At 70.5% G+C, this 18,185-nt stretch carries 18 protein-coding genes; 7 read left to right on the forward strand and 11 right to left on the reverse strand.

Going from position 1 to position 18,185, the window contains the following annotated elements; all coding sequences use genetic code 11:
* Complete coding sequence (locus tag AC5RUW_RS16400) at positions 1–795, reverse strand: anti-sigma factor (RefSeq protein ID WP_494161656.1); 795 nt, start codon at positions 793–795, stop codon at positions 1–3.
* A complete protein-coding gene (locus AC5RUW_RS16405) occupies positions 792–1,472 on the reverse strand; it encodes a sigma-70 family RNA polymerase sigma factor (protein ID WP_494161657.1) in 681 nt (226 codons plus the stop codon). The genes AC5RUW_RS16400 and AC5RUW_RS16405 overlap by 4 nt, the downstream gene beginning before the upstream one ends.
* Positions 1,473–1,712: 240 nt before the next feature.
* Here AC5RUW_RS16405 and AC5RUW_RS16410 point away from each other — a divergent pair, with 240 nt between their 5' ends.
* The 3 genes from AC5RUW_RS16410 to AC5RUW_RS16420 all read left to right on the forward strand — a co-directional run bounded on the left by AC5RUW_RS16410 (position 1,713) and on the right by AC5RUW_RS16420 (position 3,885).
* Entirely contained in the window at positions 1,713–2,492 is a 780-nt protein-coding gene (locus AC5RUW_RS16410; protein ID WP_494161658.1) for a hypothetical protein, read from the forward strand.
* A 268-nt stretch (positions 2,493–2,760) separates the two neighbouring features.
* Positions 2,761–3,219, forward strand: coding sequence for a class F sortase (locus AC5RUW_RS16415; RefSeq protein WP_494161659.1), 459 nt, complete (start codon positions 2,761–2,763; stop codon positions 3,217–3,219).
* Between the two features lie 138 nt (positions 3,220–3,357).
* Positions 3,358–3,885: a hypothetical protein gene (locus AC5RUW_RS16420; RefSeq protein WP_494161660.1), complete on the forward strand. Its 528-nt coding sequence runs from the start codon at positions 3,358–3,360 to the stop codon at positions 3,883–3,885.
* An 87-nt stretch (positions 3,886–3,972) separates the two neighbouring features.
* Here the strand turns inward: AC5RUW_RS16420 and AC5RUW_RS16425 are convergent, their stop codons facing one another.
* Positions 3,973–4,821 (reverse strand): cyclase family protein, encoded by an 849-nt coding sequence (locus AC5RUW_RS16425; protein WP_494161661.1) that lies wholly within the window; start codon positions 4,819–4,821, stop codon positions 3,973–3,975.
* A gap of 170 nt (positions 4,822–4,991) precedes the next feature.
* Here AC5RUW_RS16425 and AC5RUW_RS16430 point away from each other — a divergent pair, with 170 nt between their 5' ends.
* Entirely contained in the window at positions 4,992–6,677 is a 1,686-nt protein-coding gene (locus AC5RUW_RS16430) for a thiamine pyrophosphate-binding protein (RefSeq protein ID WP_494161662.1), read from the forward strand.
* 61 nt (positions 6,678–6,738) lie between these two features.
* On the opposite strand, the gene AC5RUW_RS16435 is transcribed toward AC5RUW_RS16430, so the two are convergent.
* The 6 genes from AC5RUW_RS16435 to AC5RUW_RS16460 form a co-directional block, all read right to left on the reverse strand.
* On the reverse strand, positions 6,739–7,170 hold the full coding sequence (locus AC5RUW_RS16435) for a VOC family protein (RefSeq protein ID WP_494161663.1): 432 nt from the start codon (positions 7,168–7,170) through the stop codon (positions 6,739–6,741).
* A 48-nt stretch (positions 7,171–7,218) separates the two neighbouring features.
* The gene (locus tag AC5RUW_RS16440; RefSeq protein WP_494161664.1) at positions 7,219–7,725 is read right to left on the reverse strand and encodes an FBP domain-containing protein; all 507 of its coding nucleotides are present in this window, start codon (positions 7,723–7,725) and stop codon (positions 7,219–7,221) included.
* 292 nt (positions 7,726–8,017) lie between these two features.
* A complete protein-coding gene (locus AC5RUW_RS16445; RefSeq protein ID WP_494161665.1) occupies positions 8,018–8,473 on the reverse strand; it encodes a MarR family winged helix-turn-helix transcriptional regulator in 456 nt (151 codons plus the stop codon).
* 80 nt (positions 8,474–8,553) lie between these two features.
* A complete protein-coding gene (locus AC5RUW_RS16450) occupies positions 8,554–8,814 on the reverse strand; it encodes a hypothetical protein (protein ID WP_494161666.1) in 261 nt (86 codons plus the stop codon).
* A gap of 135 nt (positions 8,815–8,949) precedes the next feature.
* Positions 8,950–12,237 carry a DEAD/DEAH box helicase gene (locus tag AC5RUW_RS16455; RefSeq protein ID WP_494161667.1) on the reverse strand — a complete coding sequence of 1,096 codons (3,288 nt, stop codon included), beginning with the start codon at positions 12,235–12,237 and terminating at the stop codon, positions 8,950–8,952.
* Positions 12,238–12,403: 166 nt separating this feature from the next.
* A complete protein-coding gene (locus AC5RUW_RS16460) occupies positions 12,404–13,465 on the reverse strand; it encodes a sulfite exporter TauE/SafE family protein (protein WP_494161668.1) in 1,062 nt (353 codons plus the stop codon).
* A gap of 181 nt (positions 13,466–13,646) precedes the next feature.
* On the opposite strand from AC5RUW_RS16460, the gene AC5RUW_RS16465 reads away from it, so the two are divergent.
* Together AC5RUW_RS16465 and AC5RUW_RS16470 are read left to right on the forward strand one after the other, a co-directional pair.
* On the forward strand, positions 13,647–14,174 hold the full coding sequence (locus AC5RUW_RS16465) for a gluconokinase (protein WP_494161669.1): 528 nt from the start codon (positions 13,647–13,649) through the stop codon (positions 14,172–14,174).
* Positions 14,175–14,211: 37 nt separating this feature from the next.
* The gene (locus AC5RUW_RS16470) at positions 14,212–15,615 is read left to right on the forward strand and encodes a GntP family permease (protein WP_494161670.1); all 1,404 of its coding nucleotides are present in this window, start codon (positions 14,212–14,214) and stop codon (positions 15,613–15,615) included.
* Positions 15,616–15,731: 116 nt separating this feature from the next.
* Here the strand turns inward: AC5RUW_RS16470 and AC5RUW_RS16475 are convergent, their stop codons facing one another.
* Positions 15,732–16,463 carry a FadR/GntR family transcriptional regulator gene (locus tag AC5RUW_RS16475; RefSeq protein WP_494161671.1) on the reverse strand — a complete coding sequence of 244 codons (732 nt, stop codon included), beginning with the start codon at positions 16,461–16,463 and terminating at the stop codon, positions 15,732–15,734.
* Positions 16,464–16,579: 116 nt separating this feature from the next.
* On the reverse strand, positions 16,580–17,623 hold the full coding sequence (gene ppk2 / locus AC5RUW_RS16480) for a polyphosphate kinase 2 (RefSeq protein ID WP_494161672.1): 1,044 nt from the start codon (positions 17,621–17,623) through the stop codon (positions 16,580–16,582).
* A gap of 237 nt (positions 17,624–17,860) precedes the next feature.
* Between ppk2 and AC5RUW_RS16485 the strand changes: the two genes are divergently transcribed.
* Positions 17,861–18,118 carry a hypothetical protein gene (locus tag AC5RUW_RS16485; protein WP_494161673.1) on the forward strand — a complete coding sequence of 86 codons (258 nt, stop codon included), beginning with the start codon at positions 17,861–17,863 and terminating at the stop codon, positions 18,116–18,118.
* Positions 18,119–18,185: the final 67 nt, after the last annotated feature.

Consider the following 18,185-nt stretch of genomic DNA (forward strand, 5'->3'; position numbering starts at 1 on the left):
TCAGCCGTCGATCGCGGCGACCGCCAGCAACGGGTAGGTGGGTGTCGCCGAGCCGCCCTCAGGCTCGATGGTCAGCGCCACCGCGTTGGCGGCGGCAAGGTTCCCGCGCAGCCACACTCCGCGCTCCCCGCCATCCTTGAACCGCGCATCGGGGATCGGAGTCTCGTCGTCTACCAGCCAGAGCTGATACTCGCTGTCGGGCTCCGGCGCCGGCAGGTCGGGGCCGACGAACAGGCCTTCGTTCCGGCTCTCGGAGAACAGCAGGGTTGCGGCGGCGCCGTCGACATCGACACTTCGGGCCTCGATGTCGGGGGCGGCGAGCAGCGCGCTGAGCCGCTCCTGCTCCGCGGCGGCGAGTTGCCCCTGTTCCTGTTCCGCGGTCCTGACACCGAGAGCCCAGCCTGCCAGGGCGATTCCCGGCACCAGCACCACGGCTGCGGCCGCAGCCAGCAGCCGGCGGGTCCGCCGCCGCCGCTCGACCAGCCCGTCCGGCACGGGCGCCGCCGCCAGCGGTTGAAGCCCGTGGGGTGCCTGCTGTCCGGGCTGCGGCCGTGTGTTCCGGATTGCGGCAAGGACCGATGCCCGCACCGCCGGCGGCGGGGCCAGGGCCGTCCCGGCTGCCAGTCCGGCGGCCGCCTCCGAGAAGCCGACGACCTCGTCACGACAGGTCCGGCAGCCAGCGAGGTGCTGTTCAAAGGCGGTGCTTTCCTCAGGGCTGAGGGCATCCACGGCGTAGAGGGCGGCCAGGTCGTGGAGGTTCCCGAAGCCCACGCCTTTGTCTTCCGGCCGGGTCATGGCTGACCGCCCAGTGCCGAACGCAGGCGGGTGAGGCCGTCGCGGATCCGGGCCTTCGCAGTGCCCAGGGGAACATCGAGACGCCGGGCCACTTCCTGGTGCGTGAAGCCCTGGTAGTAGGCCAGGGCCACCGCCTCCCGCTGGAGGGGCGTAAGGTGCCCCAGCCCCGCCCGGACCTCGTGCGTGTCCATTGTCTGCTCCACTTCCTCCCAGGTCTGGTCCGTGGGCGTTTCCGCCCGGCGCTGCTCATACGTCTGCTCCCGCTCCCGTTCCCGGGCTGCCTGGCGGATGCGGTCCACGGCCCTCCGGTGGGCCAGGGTGCAAAGCCAGGCCGGCACGGAACCGCGCGAAGCATCGAAGCGACCGGACTGCTGCCAGGCCATCAGGTAGGTCTCCTGGACCACCTCCGCGGCGAGTTCGGGGGAGCGTGTCACCCGCATCGCCAGGCCGTACACGGCGGCGGAAGTGACGTCGTAGAGGGCGGCGAAGGCCGCCTCGTCGCCCTGCCCGGAGCGGCGGACCAGGTCCTGGAGGCCGTCAGGCGTTCCCGGCTCGTGCGATGCGACGGCGGACGCCGGCACATCATGAGCGGCTGCGGGAACGGTGGGATCCGTTCGGCCGGGACGCTCCGGACGCCGGCCGAGGCTCCCGCCGGGGTCCGCTTCCGCATCAGTCATCGGCGTCCACTGCAGTCCCTTCGGCCTTGCCGCCCCGTTGGGAGGACACGGAGCGTTTCGGTCTGAACCTTGCCACAGCCGGGCTCCGGCCGCCAGCCGTCTTCAAACACCGCCGCCTCCGCCCGGCCGGGAAAAGATTTCGCCTGCAGACCCATCCGGAACGGGGACGGCTCCGAATAGCCCATGTCACCTGAACGCCGTGCACCCGCTGTGCGGCCCGACACGCTGGAGGAACCGAAAATGAACACGAAGATGCGACTGCTGGCTGTTCCGACCCTCGCGCTGGGTGCCCTGGCACTGTCCGCCACGCCGGCGCTGGCCCATGGCGAGGACTCCTGGTCAGGCCAAGCCACCCTGAATACCCTGAACAACTCGGGCACCAGCGGCCAGGCCATGGTCGAGGTACACGGCACCGAGGCGACGGTGACGGTTGATGTGGCCGGTGCGGCCGAGACTTTCATGGACGGGCCCTTCCCACACGCCCAGCACATCCATATCGGCGCCCAGGGCACCTGCCCGGGCTCCGACGCCGACACCGACGGTGATGGCGTCGTGAACACCACCGAGGGCCATCCGTTCTACGGCATGATCGGTACGTCGTTGACCACCGAGGGCGACACCAGCCCCGACTCCGCCCTGGCTGTGGAACGGTTCCCGGGCGGCTCCGCATACTCCTACGAGCGCACCTTCCAGCTTGATCCCGAAACGGCCGCCTCGCTGGAGAACGGCAGCGCGGTGATCGTGGTGCATGGCGTCGACCCCGCGCTGATGCCGACGGCAGCCGCCGAGAAGATGTCCGACCTTGACCCGACGCTGCCCGCCGCCGCGACTCTGCCGGCAGCCTGCGGCACGGTCGCGGTTTCACAGATGGGGGCCATGCCTGAAGGCGGCGCCGACACGGGTGTGGAGGTCGGCACCGATCGGGGAGTGAGCGCAGGTATGTCCGCAGCCGGCGTCGGCGCCGGCGGACTGGCCGTGGCCGCAGCAGCCGTGGTCGCCCGACGCCGCGCCCGCGCCTGAGCACTGCGCTGCCGGTGATGGGAAGAGCGTCATCATGACCGCATCCCGCGACGGCCGCCGAGCAGGGCTGATGCCCTGGGCAGCGGCCGCACTGGTTCTGCTGGCCGGGTGCGCCGCGCCGGATACCGAGGCAGGACCGTCGCAGGCCCCGCCTCCGTCGCCTGCGCCGACTGCGGGAACGTCGTCCGCTCCCGCTGTGCCGGGCCCGTCGGGTTCGACTCCTGCGGGCACGGAGGGCGCGGAGGGAGGCGAAACCGACCTTCCACCGGTGCTCCCGACAGCGGTCCCCGTCTCCCTGCGGATTCCCGTCACCGGCACAGAGTCGGATCTGCTTCAGCTGGGGCTGCGCGGGGATGGAACTCTGGAGGTGCCGCCCGAGGCGCCAGGATCCCCGGCAAGCTGGTACACCGACTCACCTGCTCCCGGAGCCCGCGGACCTGCTGTGCTGCTGGGCCACGTCAACGCCACCGGGGGTGGCCCCGGCGTGTTCGCTGACCTGCGCAGCCTGGTTCCCGGGGACCGGATCGAGATCGCCCGTGATGACGGGACCACGGCCGTCTTCCTGGTGGACCGGGGAGAACAATACGGAAAGGGCAGCTTCCCCACGCTGGAGGTGTACGGCAATACGGAGGGCTCCGAACTCCGGCTGATCACCTGCGACGGGTATGACCCGGTGACCGGGACGTTTAACGACAACTACGTCGTCTTCGCCTCGCTCGCCGGCTGACCGTGCCCGGTGAAGACGGTTCCTGACCGGTACGCTGCCGGGTCTGGCCAGCGGGCGCCGGCCGATACAGGAATGTGACAACGGCCAGGTCGGCAGGCCCGGTAGGCTCTGGCACAAAACCGGCCGGCAGGGGGAGTGATGGCACACGGGCAGGACCAGGACATACAGGATCAGCACGACGGCGCGGACAGCACCCGGGCGACGGCGGACCCGGCTGCCCGCGAAGTGGTGGCGGCGGCGTTCATCGCCGCTCTCTGCTACTTCCTGTTCACCGGGCGGGGCAGCGCCGGGGGGTGCGCCGGCGGCTATACGTCCGACGGCGGGTTCACAGACGGCCGGGGAAACCCCACGACAGCCGTTCCGCAATGCGTGCAGATCGAGTACGGGCCGCTGCCTGTCGTCATGCTTCTGGTGCTGGCCGTTGTGACTGCGGCGCTGGCCTGGATCCGGTACCGGCGGACGCGCAACCGTTCAACCAGGCCCGTTACCGCGACGGTGCTCCCGGTGCTGACGCTGATCGTCGCCCTCTTCGTGGCCGCGCAGGCGGCCTACCGGCCCGGCGACGCGGTCCAGGAGTGGGTGGAGACCGGAGTCCTGCCGCCGCCGCCTGCCCTGGCCGGGGTTACGGTGACGTACTCAGAGATGCCGCCGCCCGACCTGCCCTGAAGGCGCGTACCTGCGCCTTCGCGGATGGGAAGAACCCGCCTCGGCCGGAGGGAAGTCCCGGCCCGAAGGTCCCTGCTTCCTTCCCGGTCAGAGGGCGGATTCGGCCCCCAGAGTCTCCGCCAGCACCTCGGCCGGCTCCGGCCTGCGCTCCACCAGGGCGTACACCCGGGCCGGGGAACCGGTGCCGCCGACAATGGGCAGCGGCGCGACAATGAGCATCGCCCCTGTGGGCGGCAGCTGGGCCAGGTTCTGCAGCAGGGTCAGGCCGTACTTGTTGTTTCCCATCAGGTAGTAATGCGCCGGGAAGGGCGGATCGAAGGATCCGGCGTTGCCGGCGTCGATCCCCACCGTCTCGACGCCGAGCCCGGTGATCGGGCGCTCCTCGCCCAGCCAGCGGGCGCATTCGGCGGAGATGCCGGGGGTGTGGGAGCCGGTGTCGTCGATATTCAGGAACGCGGCCTCATCGTCGGCGAATTTGTCCCACCCGGTGCGCAGCAGCAGCCAGGCGCCGTCCGGCAGCGGCCCGTGCTCGGCCTCCCACGTCTGGATGTCCGCCACCTCCACCGTGAAGTCCGGGTCCAGTGCGGCCTGCTCGCTGAAGTCGAGGACGACGGCGGGCCCGATCAGCCGCCGCGGCGGCACCTGGGAGACATCGTCGCCGTCCCGGCCGGAAATCCAATGCGCCGGGGCGTCCAGGTGGGTGCCGATGTGCTCACCGGTGTGGATGTTGTTGTGCCGCCAGAACGGGCCGGGCTCGTTGAAGGCCGCGACCTCCTCCAACCGGAAGTCGATGAGGTTCACGAAGGGCTCGGGCAGCTTCAGCGACGGCGTGCCGCTGCTCAGCGGAGCGGTCAGGTCCAGCACCTCCAGGGCGCCGGAGGACAGCGCCTCCAGGAACGAGCCGATCAGCTGCGGTTCGGTGCCGTTCAGGCTCATGTGATCTCCTCGTGCGTTCCGGTGGGTGTGCAGGAAGAATACCCGCCGCCCGGCCATGTACCGCGCACCGGCGTCATATAGCCGTTCCCGCCCGGCGGCGGGAACGGCCTAGAGTCTTGAGGAGGAACGCTGGACGGCAGCGGCATCATCAACGGTGGAACGGAGCAGGCGTGGCGGAGCAGGGGACCGGGCAGACCGTGGCCGGCGTCATCGGACGGACGCTGGCGGAGCTGGGAATCGGACACGTGTTCGGCGTGGTGGGCAGCGGCAACTTCCACCTGACCAACGCCCTGATCCGCCACGGCGTGCCGTTCACCGCCGCCCGGCACGAGGGCGGCGCCGCCACCATGGCCGACGCCTATGCCCGGATGTCCGGCCGCCCCGCCGTTATCACCACGCACCAGGGCTGCGGCCTGACCAACGCGGCGACCGGCATCGGCGAGGCAGCCAAGTCCCGCACGCCGCTGATCGTGCTGACCGCCGACACGGCCGGCGCCGCCGTCCGTTCCAACTTCCGCATCGACCAGGACGGGCTCGCCCGCAGCCTCGGGGCCGTCCCCGAACGCATCCACAGCCCGGGCGGCGCCGTCGCCGATACGGTCCGGGCCTGGCGCACCGCCGTCAACGAGCGTCGCACCGTGGTGCTGAGCGTGCCGCTGGATGTCCAGGCCGCGCCTGCCCCGGCCGGCTCCGGGCCCGCCCCGGTGCCGACGCCGCCGCCCGCACCCCGGGTGCGCCCGGAGCCGGACGCCGTCGCCGCCCTGGCCGCCGCGCTGCGCCGGGCCCGGCGCCCCGTGTTCGTGGCCGGGCGCGGCGCCCGCGGGGCCGGGCCTGAGATCGCCGCGCTCGCCGAAAAGGCCGGCGCCCTGCTGGCCACCAGCGCCGTCGCCAACGGATTGTTCGAAGGCAGCGACTGGAACCTGGGCATTTCAGGCGGCTTCTCCTCGCCGCTGACCGCGGAGCTCATTGCCGGCGCGGACCTGATCGTCGGCTGGGGCTGCACCCTGAACATGTGGACCATGCGGCACGGGGCCCTGATCGGTCCGGGCACAACCGTGGTGCAGGTGGACGTGGAGGAACCGGCCCTGGGCGCCAACCGGCCCATCGACCTGGGCGTCCTGGGCGATTCCGCGCTGACCGCCGCCGACGTGCTGGCCGCCCTGCCGCAGCGCCCCGCGGTCAACTACCGCACCCTCGAGACAGGCCGGCGGATCGCCGACGAGGCCCGCTGGCAGCAGGTACCGGTGCAGGACATTTCCACCGCGGATCGGATCGATCCCCGGCTGCTGACCATCGAGCTGGACCGGCTGCTGCCCGGGCAGCGGATCGTCTCCATCGACTCCGGCAACTTCATGGGCTATCCCTCTACCCATCTGCGGGTGCCGGACGAGTTCGGCTTCTGCTTCACCCAGGCGTTCCAATCCGTCGGGCTCGGCCTGGCGACGGCGATCGGCGCCGCAGCGGCCCGGCCCGACCGGCTGCCGGTGCTCGGCACCGGTGACGGCGGCTTCCTGATGGGCATCTCCGAGCTGGAAACCGCGGTGCGGCTGCGCCTGCCGCTGGTGGTCATCATCTACAACGACGCCGCCTACGGGGCCGAGGTGCACCACTTCGGCACCGCCGGCAGCGACCCGGGGGACACGGTACCCATGGACACCGTGACCTTCCCGGACACGGATCTGGCCGCCGTCGCCCGCGGCTACGGAGCCGACGGCGTCACGGTGCGGTCGGTGGCCGACCTCGCCCCGGTGCAGGCCTGGCTGGACGGACCCCGCACCGCGCCGCTGGTTATCGACGCGAAGATTGCCTCCGACGGCGGCGCGTGGTGGCTGGCCGAGGCCTTCAAGGGGCACTGACCCCGCTCTTGCCGGGCCGGCCCCGGGGGCGCTGGCTGGCAGCGCCCCCGGGGCCGGCCGGTCAGTCGAGTTCTTCGAACAGGGTCAGCTGCAGGCCCTCGGGGCCGTCCAGCCGGGAGTTCAGCGACCGCCACGGTGTCTCGCGCGGCTGAGCGACCAGCTGCGCTCCGCCGTCGACCGCCGCCCGGGTGGCCGCCGCGGCGTCCTCCACCTCAAAGGCCACCCGCAGCTTGCGGCTGGGAAGGCCGCCGGCCTCCACCTCGTCGATCATGCGGACCTGTGCGGCATTGGCGATCTCCAGGGTCGCCCGGCCGGCGTCCAAAATGGTGACCTCGGCGCCGTCGCCGCCCTGATAGGCGGCCTGCTCGGGCATGCCCAGCGTGTCGCGGTAAAAGGCCAGTGCGGCGTCGTAGTCTTCGGCGGCCACCACCAGGCGCAGCTGGCGGACCGGCGGGGCGGGTGGCGTCGGGGCATTGTCACGGGAAGTGTCCATGCCGACGCAACCGCGCCCCGCGGCGGGCTATTCCTGTGCGGCCCTGCGTTACGAGCGCACCCGGTCCAGGAACATTCCGGCCCGACGGCGCAGGGCCGCGAGGCGCTCGGCGGCGGCCTGCTCCGGGTCGGTGATCAGGGCGTTGGCCGGAGGCTCCGCGACGGCGTTCTGCGCGCAGCCGAAGTCGGCGTGGATCAAGGTGCCGACGGAATCGCCGTTGCGCCCCCGGGATCCGGCGCGGCGGGCCACGTACATGAGTACGTCGTCCTCGGAGTGGATGTCCTCGCAGAGGGCGCAGATAACGCGTCGTTTCCGGCCGGCGGACGCGTCCGGGGCCCGCAGCAGGACGCCGGCGGGTGCCCCCGACGCCGGGTCCTCCACCACGAGGTAGGCGCGCAGCGGCAGCTTGGGATCAGGCCAGCCGAACACCGGCGTCGTGCTGAGGTCCGGCGCGGTGAACCCGGCGGGAAAGGTGATCGCCGCGCTTTCGGAGCGGGAGGCGTTGATGAAGCAGCGGCGCAGGGCCGTCTCGGACAGGGGGGAAAACGTGGTCATGGCAAAAGTCCTTGCAGGGTCGATGCGTCGGAGCAGCCCGGACTCCCGGCAGCCGCAGAAGGCAGCACGCGGGGAAGGGGATTAACCGACGGCCGAAAAGATTCGGCGGTGAGACAGCCGGAAGGAGCCGGCCGAAAGGAGGAAAAGGCGGAAGGCTACGCCGGCGATGCAGTGCAGGCCGTGCGGCCCACCTGCCCTTCCGTGCGCACCCGGCGCATGCAACTCATCGACACAGTGCACGAGCTTAGACCCGTCTCCGCCGCCGGCGCCACCTGCGCCGGCGGCGGGCCCGCTAGGCGGTCGCGCCGGGAGGCTCCGGAGCCTCGTCGGTGTCGGTCCAGCCCAGGTTGCGGGCCATCCGCTGCAGCAGGTCGATCAGGGTGCGGTACTCGTCGTCGCTGATGCCGACGGCGAGGTCGCTGCGGATCCGTTCGACGGCTTCCCGCAGGTTTTCCAGGGCCCGCCGGCCCAGGTCGGTCAGGCCGTATCGTTCGTCGCTGCGTTCCAGCCAGCCGCTTTCACGCAGTTCATCGATCAGTTCCACGGACGTGCCGACCTCGGCGGCGGGAAAGAAAGGACGCAGCCCGTCCACCAGCTGCTTCTCCGTGGCGGGGCCGCGTTCGAGCATGTTCATCATCTGCCACTGCCGACGGGTGACGCCGTGTTCCTCGAAGCTTGCTCCGAACTGGTCATCGACCAGCTGGTCCACAAGTTTGAGCCAGTACCCGATGGGACGTTCGTCAGCCATGTCCCCACTGTACAAACGGGAACCTGCCGTGGGAACCGTCACCGGCCGCCCGGGCGGGACGAGGGGCGGCGGGCCCGGCGCTAGTCGAAGCGGGCCTGCATGCCGCAGCGGGGGCAGGGGCCGGAGCGGGCCAGTTCCATGCATACCACGCAGACGGGCAGGCTCCCGTTGTCGTCGCGCAGCGGACGGGGCGGCATCTGCTTGCCGCAGTAGGGCACCGGACGACGGGCGCGGCGCATGGCCTGGCGCTTGCAGGGAGTGCAGAAGATATGCACCAGCTCATCCTCGTCCCGGGGAGGAGCCTCAACGGGACGGGTCAGCGTCGCTTCCATCGTGCTCATGATCTTCCACGCTAGCCCCCGCCGCCTGGCCGGATACGCCGCCCGGACGGCAAAGCAGCAGGTCAGAGGGGATGCGTCGGCATCATCGGTTAGGCGATTCACGGCCTACTGTTGGCCGGGCAACACGTGCAGCCCCTACTCCAGCAGGACCCGGATGTCTTCGGCGGTGAGGGCGGAGCTGAAGGCGGCGCCGTCGTCGTCCATCACCGAGCTGAACAGCTGGGCCTTCTGCTCCTTCAGGGCCATAACCTTTTCCTCGATGGTGCCGGCGGCGACCAGCCGGTAGACCATGACGTTCTTGTGCTGGCCGATCCGGTGCGTGCGGTCCACCGCCTGGTTCTCGGCGGCGGGGTTCCACCAGGGATCAAGCAGGAAGACGTAGTCCGCCTCGGTGAGGTTCAGTCCGAAGCCGCCGGCCTTGAGGCTGATCAGGAACACCGGGGCGGCGCCGTCCTTGAAGCGGCCGATCACCTCGCCGCGGTTCCGGGTGCTGCCGTCGAGGTAGGCGTACTCGATGCCCTGGGCCTCCAGCCGGTCCGCGGCCTTCTTCAGGAAGGAGGTGAACTGGCTGAACACCAGCGTCCGGTGGCCCTCGGCGGTGATGTCCTCGAGCTGCTCGAACAGCACATCGAGTTTGGCGGAGCCGACGTCGGCGTATTCCTCGGCGTCGATCAGGGCCGGATCCAGGCTGAGCATGCGCAGCAGGGTCAGGGAACGGAAGACGATCATGCGGTTGCGGTCCAGGTCCTGCATCAGGCCCATCAGCTTCTGCCGTTCCCGCTGCAGGTGCGCCTCGTAGATGCGCCGGTGCTTGGGGCCGAGCTCGATCTCCAGCACCTGCTCCTGCTTCTCGGGCAGGTCGGCCGCCACGGCCTCCTTGGTGCGGCGCATCAGCAGCGGCCGGATCCGGCGGCGCAGCTGCGCCAGCCGCTCCGTATCCTCGCCCTGCTCAATCCGCCGCTGGTACTCCTCGGCGAAGCGGCGGGGGGAGGGGAACAGCCCGGGTGCGGTGATCGCGAACAGCCCCCACAGCTCCATCAGGTTGTTCTCCATGGGCGTGCCGGTGATCGCCAGCTTGAACGGTGCCGGCAGGTCACGGGCGCACTGATGGGCGCGGGTGGTGCGGTTCTTGACGAACTGCGCCTCGTCGAGGATGAGTCCCTCCCACGGCTGGTTCCGGTAGGAGGCGAAGTCCAGGCGGAACACGGCATAGGAGGTGACGACGACGTCGGCGCCGGCGATCACCTCGGCCAGCGGCTTCTTCGACTTGGCGGAGGTGTCCGGCACCGCCTGCACCGTCAGCCCGGGCACGAACCGCGCGGCTTCGGCCACCCAGTTCGGGACCACGGAGGTGGGCGCGACGACCAGGAACGGCGGCCGGCCCGGGGCGTGCTGCCGGGCGTGGGCGATCAGCGCCAGGGCCTGCAGGGTCTTGCCCAGGCCCATGTCGTCGCCCAGGATGCCGCCGAGCCCGTGTTCCCAGAGGAAGGTGAGCCAGTTGAACCCCTCCTGCTGGTACGGGCGCAGCTCGGCCTTCAGCCCGGCGGGCAGCGGGACGGGCTCGACGGCGGCGCCGTCGCGTCCGGCGAGGTCCAGCAGGCCGCCCACGGCCGCCCGCCAGGCCTCGGCTTCCTCGGTTTCCTCGGCGAGCTCTTCGAATTCGGACCACAGCCCGGCCTGGTAGCGGCTGATGCCCAGCTCGCCGGTGTCCCACTCGTCGAGGGTCTGGGATTCGGCGACCAGGGCATGCAGCCGCTCGAACTCCGGCCGGTCCAGGGACAGGTAGCTGCGGTCCGGCAGGATGATCTTCGACTTGCCCTGGGCGATGGCCTTGAAGATGTCTGGAAAGGGCACCAGCCGCCCGTCGATCCGGACCATGATGTGCAGGTCGAACCAGTCCCGGCGCTCGCTCTCCACCGTGGTGACCTTCAGGGTGGCCAAGCCGGTGAGTTCCCGGTAGTCGGGGCGCTCGCCGTGCACCTCGACCAGGACGTCCTCCAGCTTCTCCAGCTTCGGCAGCAGGTGTTCGGTGAACTCGGCGGCGTCGACGCCGCGCAGGGTCCGCGGCCGGGGCGCTTCGCCGAGGACCGGGCGCACCGCCTCGATCACGTTGGCCTCGGCCGCGGTGTCACGGTATGCGCCGTCATCGGCGGCAGGCCCCGAGGCGGCCGTGAGCGGCAGCCTCTCGGCCTGCCCGCCCTGGCGGTACTCCCAGGACCAGTCCAGGGCCAGCACGTCCTCGGGCTGGAAGTGTGCGGCCAGCACCAGCCGCGGCGGCAGGATTTCGGGGAAGGCCACGGACCCGTCGCGGCTTTGCACGGGCAGCACCTGGCGCAGCCGCGGGTAGAACTTCTCCAGGAAGACCGGGGCGTCCGACGCCGGGACGCGCAGCGCCTTGGAGCCGTGCAGCAGGGCCCGGTCCTGGTCGGTCAGCAGCCGGTCCAGCGGGGCCAGCCGCAGCACGTCGTCGGGATGGTGCACGTAGACGCCGTGGTTGCCGATGGTGCCGGTCCGCTCCGGCGGATACTGCTCGCCGTCCAGTTCCAGGACCGGGTCCAGGCGCAGCGGCGCCGGCGCGCCGCCGCCGTCGTCGGCGCGCACGTCCAGGGACAGTGTGGCGCCGTCGGCCAGGAGCACCTGGACGTCTTTGCGGGTGCCGACGAACTCGATGCCCAGCCGCCGGGCCTCCCGCAGCAGCTCCCACAGCAGCGGGTTGGCGAAGTCGTCGAGGTAGAGCCAGGAATCGTTCTGGCCGAAGTAGGTCACCCCGGTGGCCCGGTGCAGGGCCGGGAACTGCGAGAACCAGCGGTGCTGGTCGGGGTCGAGTTTCAGGCCGTGGGTCTGGTAGGCGATGTTGGACCAGGCCAGGTTGTTCTTCACCCAGTTGCCGCGCTTGTTGCGCACCACCGGCCGCACGCCCAGGCGCAGCGGCGAGGCGCCCAGCGACTTCGGGGCACCCCAAATGGACGGCGAGGGCTGGGAACGGACCTCGAACTGCAGGGCCAGCGGCACGGCGGGCTCCGCGCCGGCGGGCGGGCGGCCGTCGAGCAGCCCCTGCAGGGACACCTGCCATTCCGGCATCTGGGCCTCTGGCGCCGCGGGCCGGTGCCGGGACAGCAAATGGGACGTGTTGCTCTGCATGGCGACGGCGGCCACGTGCTTGCAGTCGAAGCCCACCGGACAGCTGCAGTGGTTGTCCTGCAGCCGGTAGTCACCCTGGCGTTTGCGCTCAAGCTGGAGCAGCGTCCGGTACGGCACGGAGCCCCCGCCCTGGACCCGGGCGCGCAGCACTCCGGCGGCGGCGTCCCAGTCCAGGCCTTCGACGGCGCCGGAGCGCGCGTACGCCTGCCCGCGCTGAAAAGCCGCTCCGCCGACCACCCGGATGATGTCCTGAACATCGACAAGCGGCGGGGAGTGGACCATGCGCCCATCGTCTCACGCAGCACCGACGTTCCGGCCTGCCCCGGGGCCTGGCCGGGAGGCTGCCACGCCCGGCCGCGGGCGCGTTTCGCTTTCCGGCAGCCACCTCGCTAGCATCGACGTAACGCAGGTCACAATGGGGTGGCCTGCGTTTCTCATCATCCGTTTCTCATCGCCCCTGGTCCCGCAGGGCGCAGGCCTCGCGCACGAAGGTGTGCAGCGCTGCGGTGAACTCGGGGGCCGGCGCGGCGAGCAGCACGGAACGCACCGCGGCCGAGCGGAGCACCAGCGCCTCGCCGGTGCGGTTCCGCACCGTTACCTGGATCGTCCGCTCACCGGCATCCAGGCGGCTGGCCGCCAGCGTGGCGGTGAGCGGGGCCGCTTCCGGCGCGTCCCGTTGCGGCCCGACCGAGGAAGTGGACGGGCCGGTGCCCGCGGGGGCGTCGTCGGGCACCGGGCCGGAGGCTCCGCCGGAGACCAGCCCGGCGCCCGCGGTGACCCCCACCCACGCGGCCACGGCGAAGATGACCGCGGCGAAGGCCCTGGACACCACGCGGTCGTCCAAACGGGCGGCCACGGAGGTTGCGGCCAGGGAGCTGAGCACGGCCGTGCCGGCAAACACTGCCGTCAGCGGCCAGTCCAGGTTCAAATTCGTGATGTGGGCGGCGAACCCCGACGCCGAGTTCAGCACGATCACGGCCAGGGACGTGCCGACCGCGCGGTGGATGGGAAGGTGCAGGACCAGGGTGAGCGCGGGAATGATGAGGAACCCGCCGCCGACCCCGAGCAGCCCGGTGAGGAAACCGACGGCCAGCCCGACTGCGATGCCCTGCGCCGTCCGCCGGGGCCCCGACACCGCCGGGGCGGGCTTGGCGCGCGGCGCCAGGGCCATCCGCAGCCCGGCCAGCACCATGACCGCGGCGAACAGGAGCATCAGGACGTCCGGGTCCAGCCGCCGGCCGAGCCATGCTCCGGCCCAGGAGGCGGGAAACCCGGCCAGGCCGACGATCAGCGCCAGGGGCCAGTCGACGGCGGTGCGGGCGCGGGGAAGCACTGCGGCCAGGGCGGAGAGTCCCACGACGATCAGTGACGTGGGCACGGCTTCATGCGGGGCCAGCCCGATCAGGTAGACCAGCGCCGGGACGGCAATGATCGCGCCGCCCGCGCCCACCAGCCCGACGACGGCGCCCACCACGACGCCCACGAGGACCGCGAGCAGCAGCATGCCCATGGGGCCACGTTTCCACAGGGTGGCGTTGCGCTGGCAGGGCGGCAGCCGCGGACGGGCGCGCTTCCCTGAAGCGCGACGGCGCTCACAGCTGCCTGTGCTATCTTTGACGCGATAAATCTGATTTATTGTTGCCGCGGCCACACCAAATCAGATGTAATGGAGCGTCTGAGGGAGTATCGCCATGCCGTCGACCCGGGAACAGCTGCCGCCTCTGATCGTCATGGGTGTGCAGGGCTGCGGGAAATCCACAGCGGGTCGGGCCATCGCCCTCCGACTGGGGCTGCCCTTCATTGACGGCGATGACCTGCACAGCGTCGAGAACAAGCAGAAAATGGCCTCCGGCCAGCCCCTGGACGATGAGGATCGGCATCCGTGGCTGACCACCATCGGCCGGACGCTCGCGGACCGGCTGGCGGAAAACCAGCCGACCGTCATCGCCTGCTCCGCGCTTAAACGCCGCTACCGCGACCTCATCCGCGACCTGGCGCCCGACGTCCGCTTTGTGTATCTGCAGGGCGACCAGTCGCTGATCGCCGACCGCCTCTCGCAGCGGAACCATGAGTACATGCCCGCGGCCCTGCTGGACTCTCAGTTTGAAACCCTGGAGCCCCTGGCGCAGGATGAGGCCGGTATCCGGCTGGACATCACGCTTTCCCCCGAAGAGATCGCCGAGGCTGTCGCCTCGGCCCTCGCACCGGCCGGGCGCTGACGCGCGGCCGCATCACCCCCACCCTGATAGGACGAAGATGACCGATCTCGAGTTGAACTGGACGCTGAGCACGTCCGGACTTCTGCTCATCGCCGTGGCGGCCATTGCGCTGCTGCTGGTGCTGATCATGAAGTTCCGCGTGCATGCCTTCCTGGCGCTGATCCTGGTGTCCCTGCTGACCGCCGTGGCCACCGGCATTCCGGCCGCGGACCTGGTGCCCACCCTGCAAAGCGGCTTCGGCAGCACCCTGGCCAGCGTGGCCCTGCTGGTCGGCCTGGGCGCGATGCTCGGCCGCATGCTGGAAATTTCCGGCGGCGCCCAGGTGCTGACCGACGCGCTGATCCGCCGGTTCGGCGAGAAGCGCGCGCCGCTGGCCCTGTCCGTGGCCTCGCTGCTGTTTGGCTTCCCGATCTTCTTCGACGCCGGGCTGGTCGTCATGCTGCCGATCATCTTCGCCGTGGCACGGCGGATGGGCGGCTCCCTGCTGACCTACGCCTTCCCGGCCGCCGCCGCATTCTCCGCCATGCACATCTTTGTGCCCCCGCACCCCGGACCGGTGGCCGCCACCGGCCTGCTGGGCGCCGACGTCGGCCTGGTGCTGATCTTCGGCCTGATCGTCGCCATCCCCACCTGGTACCTGACCGGCTATCTCTTCGGCAAGTTCCTGGGCCGCAAGTTCGACATTCCTGTTCCGGCCATCCTGGCCGCCCCGAAGGGCTCGGAGCTGGACGAGTTCCGCTCCACGCCGAAGCTGGGCACCATCCTCACCCTGCTGCTGCTGCCGCTGCTCCTGATCTTCCTCAACACCGGCCTCAACATGGCCAACACCGCCGGCCTGGTCTCAACGGACGACACCTGGGTGCAGATCCTCCGCGCCCTCGGCGAGACCCCGGTGGCGCTGCTGATCACCGTGCTGCTGGGCATGTTCCTGCTCGGTGCCCGCAAGGGCAAGCCGAGCAGCCTCACCGAGATGGTCGTGGACAGCGCCCTAGGCCCGGTCTGCACCATCATCCTGATCACCGGCGCCGGCGGCATGTTCGGCGGCGTCCTGCGGGCCAGCGGCATCGGCACGGCCATCGCCGACTCGCTGGATGCCATCGGGCTGCCGGTCATCGTGGCCGGCTTCGTGATCGCCGCCGTCGTCCGGGTCGCCCAGGGCTCGGCCACCGTGGCACTGACCACGGCCGCTGCCCTCCTCACGCCCGTGGTGGCGGGCAACCCCGACTACAACTCGGTGGAGACCGCCGCGATCGTGCTTGCCCTGGCTGCCGGCTCGGTGTTCGCCAGCCACGTCAACGACTCCGGCTTCTGGCTGGTCAGCAGGTTCTTCGGCATGGACACCAAGACCACCCTGAAGACCTGGACCGTCGGCCAGGCGCTGCTGGGCGTCGTCGGCTTCGTCTTCGCGCTGGCCATCTTCCTGGTCGCCACGAACTTCTAGCCCCTGAACACACAGGAGGCGGGAACGGCTGATGCCGTTCCCGCCTCCTGGCGTTTGTCGTCCCGGCGGCCGTCGCCGGGCTGAACCCGAACGGCGGGCGGCCCGTCATGCGGGCTTTAGACGGCGGCGTCGGGCTCCGTGAAGAGCCGTGGCTCGTCCGCCCAGACGCTTTCGACCTCCGCCACGGTGCGGCGCATAATCCGGTCCATGGCTTCCCGCGCGGTGTCGGGATCGTGGCCCTGGATGGCGTAGGCGACGTCCACGTGCAGCTGCAGCGCCTCCTCGTGGGGGCGGTCGGGCATCAGCCCGTAGTCGGTGCGGCCGCGCAGCACCTCGGCGATCATTGATTCCATCCGGGTGAACATTTCGTTTCCGGAGGCCGCCAGGACCAGCGCGTGGTAACGGATATCAAGGTCGAGGAAGCGCTGCAGATCACCGGCCCGGCCGACGGCGCGCATCTGCGCGGCGACCCCCATCAGCTCCGCGGCGAGGTCCTCCGGGCAGTACCGGGCCGCGAGCTCGGCGGCGGCGGGCTCGACGGCGGAGCGCAGCTCGGTGAGTGAGCGCAGCTGGGCCCCTTTGCCGTCCGCTGCGAGCCGCCAGCGGATGACGGACGGATCGAAGACGTTCCATCCGGCTGCCGGCAGCACCCGGATGCCGACGCGCTTTACGGTCTCCACCAGCCCCAGCGACTGCAGCACCCGGACCGCTTCCCGGGCCACGGAGCGGGAGACTTGCAGCTCGGCCTCCAGCTGCTCGGAGAGCATGGTGTACCCCGGGGGCAGCTCGCCGGAGACCACCCGCCGGCCCAGGCTCTCCACCACGAGGCTGTGCAGGCGTGAGCTCATGCGGCGGCGGGGGTAGGAGTCATCCGCTCATTGTATGTAACCTGTGCCGCAGTGCCTGAGGAGCCGGTGTGTGCTGCGTGCCGCATCAGGGAAGCCGGCACCGTGGCCGGGACAGCCTACGGCTGCGGCTTCACCACCGGGAAGGCGCCGAGGTCGTGGCCTTCCTCTTCCTCGAAGAGGCTCGACGCCGGGCCCAGCAGCAGCGGATCGGGAGCGTGCGCCACCTGCGGGTCCTTGTTGGGATAGTCCACGCTGTGCAAAACGAAGCGCATCGCTTCAAGACGGGCGCGTTTCTTGTCATTGGACTTCACCACGGTCCACGGCGCGTCACCGGTGTCCGTGTAGAAGAACATCGCCTCCTTGGCCTCCGTGTAGGCGTCCCACTTGTCCAGGCTGGCCAGATCGGTGGGGGAGAGCTTCCACTGCTTGACGGGATCGGTCTCCCGGGCGGCAAAGCGGGCCAGCTGCTCCGCCCGGCTGACCGAGAACCAGAGCTTGAACAGGATCACGCCCGAGTTGACGAGCATGCGCTCCAGCTCGGGCACCTCCCGCATGAACTCCAGGTACTGCGCGGGGGTGCAGTAGCCCATGACGCGTTCGACGCCGGCGCGGTTGTACCAGGACCGGTCCATCATCACGATCTCCCCGCCGCTGGGCAGCTGAGAGATGTAGCGCTGGAAATACCACTGCGAGCTTTCCTGGGGCGTGGGCTTTTCCAGTGCCACGATCCGGGCACCGCGGGGGTTCAGGTGCTCCTCGAAACGCTTGATCGCCCCGCCCTTGCCGGCGGCGTCCCGGCCCTCGAAGATGATGAGCATTTTCTGCCCGGTCTCCTTGACCCACAGCTGCATCTTCAGCAGCTCGATCTGCAGGGCCCGCTTCTGCCGTTCGTAGGGCCGGCGTCCGAGCTTGGTGTCATACGGATAGTGCTGCCGCCATGCCTCCTCGCGCTGCCTGCTGTCCAGCTTGCGGGTCTTGGCCGTCAGCTCCTGCATCTCGTCCAGTTCGCCGGCGTAATCCAGGGCAAGCCCCTGTGAGGGCTGCGCCTCTCCGGCCTCGGGACCCTTTCCGCCGCCGCTGCCGTTCCTGGAAGGCGGTGCCGGGTCCCTGCCGTCGCTGCGGGCAGCGGCGTCCTGCGCTTCGGTGCTGGTCTTGGCCATGTCGCCTCCTTGGGGTGGCGGGTGCATCCCTAGCACCGAATCTACGTCCCCGGCGAGGGCCGGGAAAGGCCCGTTGGGCGACTGCCGCCCGAGGACCGCGCCTGTCCGCAAAGCGGTGGCCCGTGCTCCGCCCGCTTCCTAGCGTGGTGGAAAGCGGGGGGCGGCCGCCGCGCGGAGGATCCGGTGATGCACAAGGCAACGCCTTACATCGGAGCGGCACAACGGAAAGGAAGAGGCATGGGATTGATGGAGATGCAGCTGGCGCAGCAGATTGTCCGGGAGCGGGCGCAGGACGCTGAACGGCACAGGGACCGGCGCCGCCTGCTCCAGGATCGCCTGCCGGCTTCGACGCCCCACGGACAGGGCAGTACCCCGCGCCGGCAGCTGACGCTGCTGCTGGGACACCTGCTCCATTTGAGGGTCCGCCGCCTTGAGGAGAGGGGCGTCGAGCAGGCGGCAGGAGCCCGATTTGCGCGGGTGCCGGAGGGCGTGTAATGTTTTGGAAGTCGCCGCGGCCGGGACGCTGGAAAAGCGCCCGAAGCATGGCGGCCAACCCCAACAA

It is taken from the genome of Arthrobacter sp. Y3222053, from assembly GCF_059092805.1.

Bases quoted from the DNA above. Each gene is read 5' to 3' on its own strand.
- AC5RUW_RS16400 (WP_494161656.1), bottom strand. From the start codon at position 795: ATGACCCGGCCGGAAGACAAAGGCGTGGGCTTCGGGAACCTCCACGAC.
- AC5RUW_RS16405 (WP_494161657.1), bottom strand. From the start codon at position 1,472: ATGACTGATGCGGAAGCGGACCCCGGCGGGAGCCTCGGCCGGCGTCCG.
- AC5RUW_RS16410 (WP_494161658.1), top strand. From the start codon at position 1,713: ATGAACACGAAGATGCGACTGCTGGCTGTTCCGACCCTCGCGCTGGGT.
- AC5RUW_RS16420 (WP_494161660.1), top strand. From the start codon at position 3,358: ATGGCACACGGGCAGGACCAGGACATACAGGATCAGCACGACGGCGCG.
- AC5RUW_RS16425 (WP_494161661.1), bottom strand. From the start codon at position 4,821: ATGAGCCTGAACGGCACCGAACCGCAGCTGATCGGCTCGTTCCTGGAG.
- AC5RUW_RS16435 (WP_494161663.1), bottom strand. From the start codon at position 7,170: ATGGACACTTCCCGTGACAATGCCCCGACGCCACCCGCCCCGCCGGTC.
- AC5RUW_RS16440 (WP_494161664.1), bottom strand. From the start codon at position 7,725: ATGACCACGTTTTCCCCCCTGTCCGAGACGGCCCTGCGCCGCTGCTTC.
- AC5RUW_RS16445 (WP_494161665.1), bottom strand. From the start codon at position 8,473: ATGGCTGACGAACGTCCCATCGGGTACTGGCTCAAACTTGTGGACCAG.
- AC5RUW_RS16450 (WP_494161666.1), bottom strand. From the start codon at position 8,814: ATGAGCACGATGGAAGCGACGCTGACCCGTCCCGTTGAGGCTCCTCCC.
- AC5RUW_RS16455 (WP_494161667.1), bottom strand. From the start codon at position 12,237: ATGGTCCACTCCCCGCCGCTTGTCGATGTTCAGGACATCATCCGGGTG.
- AC5RUW_RS16460 (WP_494161668.1), bottom strand. From the start codon at position 13,465: ATGGGCATGCTGCTGCTCGCGGTCCTCGTGGGCGTCGTGGTGGGCGCC.
- AC5RUW_RS16465 (WP_494161669.1), top strand. From the start codon at position 13,647: ATGCCGTCGACCCGGGAACAGCTGCCGCCTCTGATCGTCATGGGTGTG.
- AC5RUW_RS16470 (WP_494161670.1), top strand. From the start codon at position 14,212: ATGACCGATCTCGAGTTGAACTGGACGCTGAGCACGTCCGGACTTCTG.
- AC5RUW_RS16475 (WP_494161671.1), bottom strand. From the start codon at position 16,463: ATGAGCTCACGCCTGCACAGCCTCGTGGTGGAGAGCCTGGGCCGGCGG.
- ppk2 (WP_494161672.1), bottom strand. From the start codon at position 17,623: ATGGCCAAGACCAGCACCGAAGCGCAGGACGCCGCTGCCCGCAGCGAC.
- AC5RUW_RS16485 (WP_494161673.1), top strand. From the start codon at position 17,861: ATGGGATTGATGGAGATGCAGCTGGCGCAGCAGATTGTCCGGGAGCGG.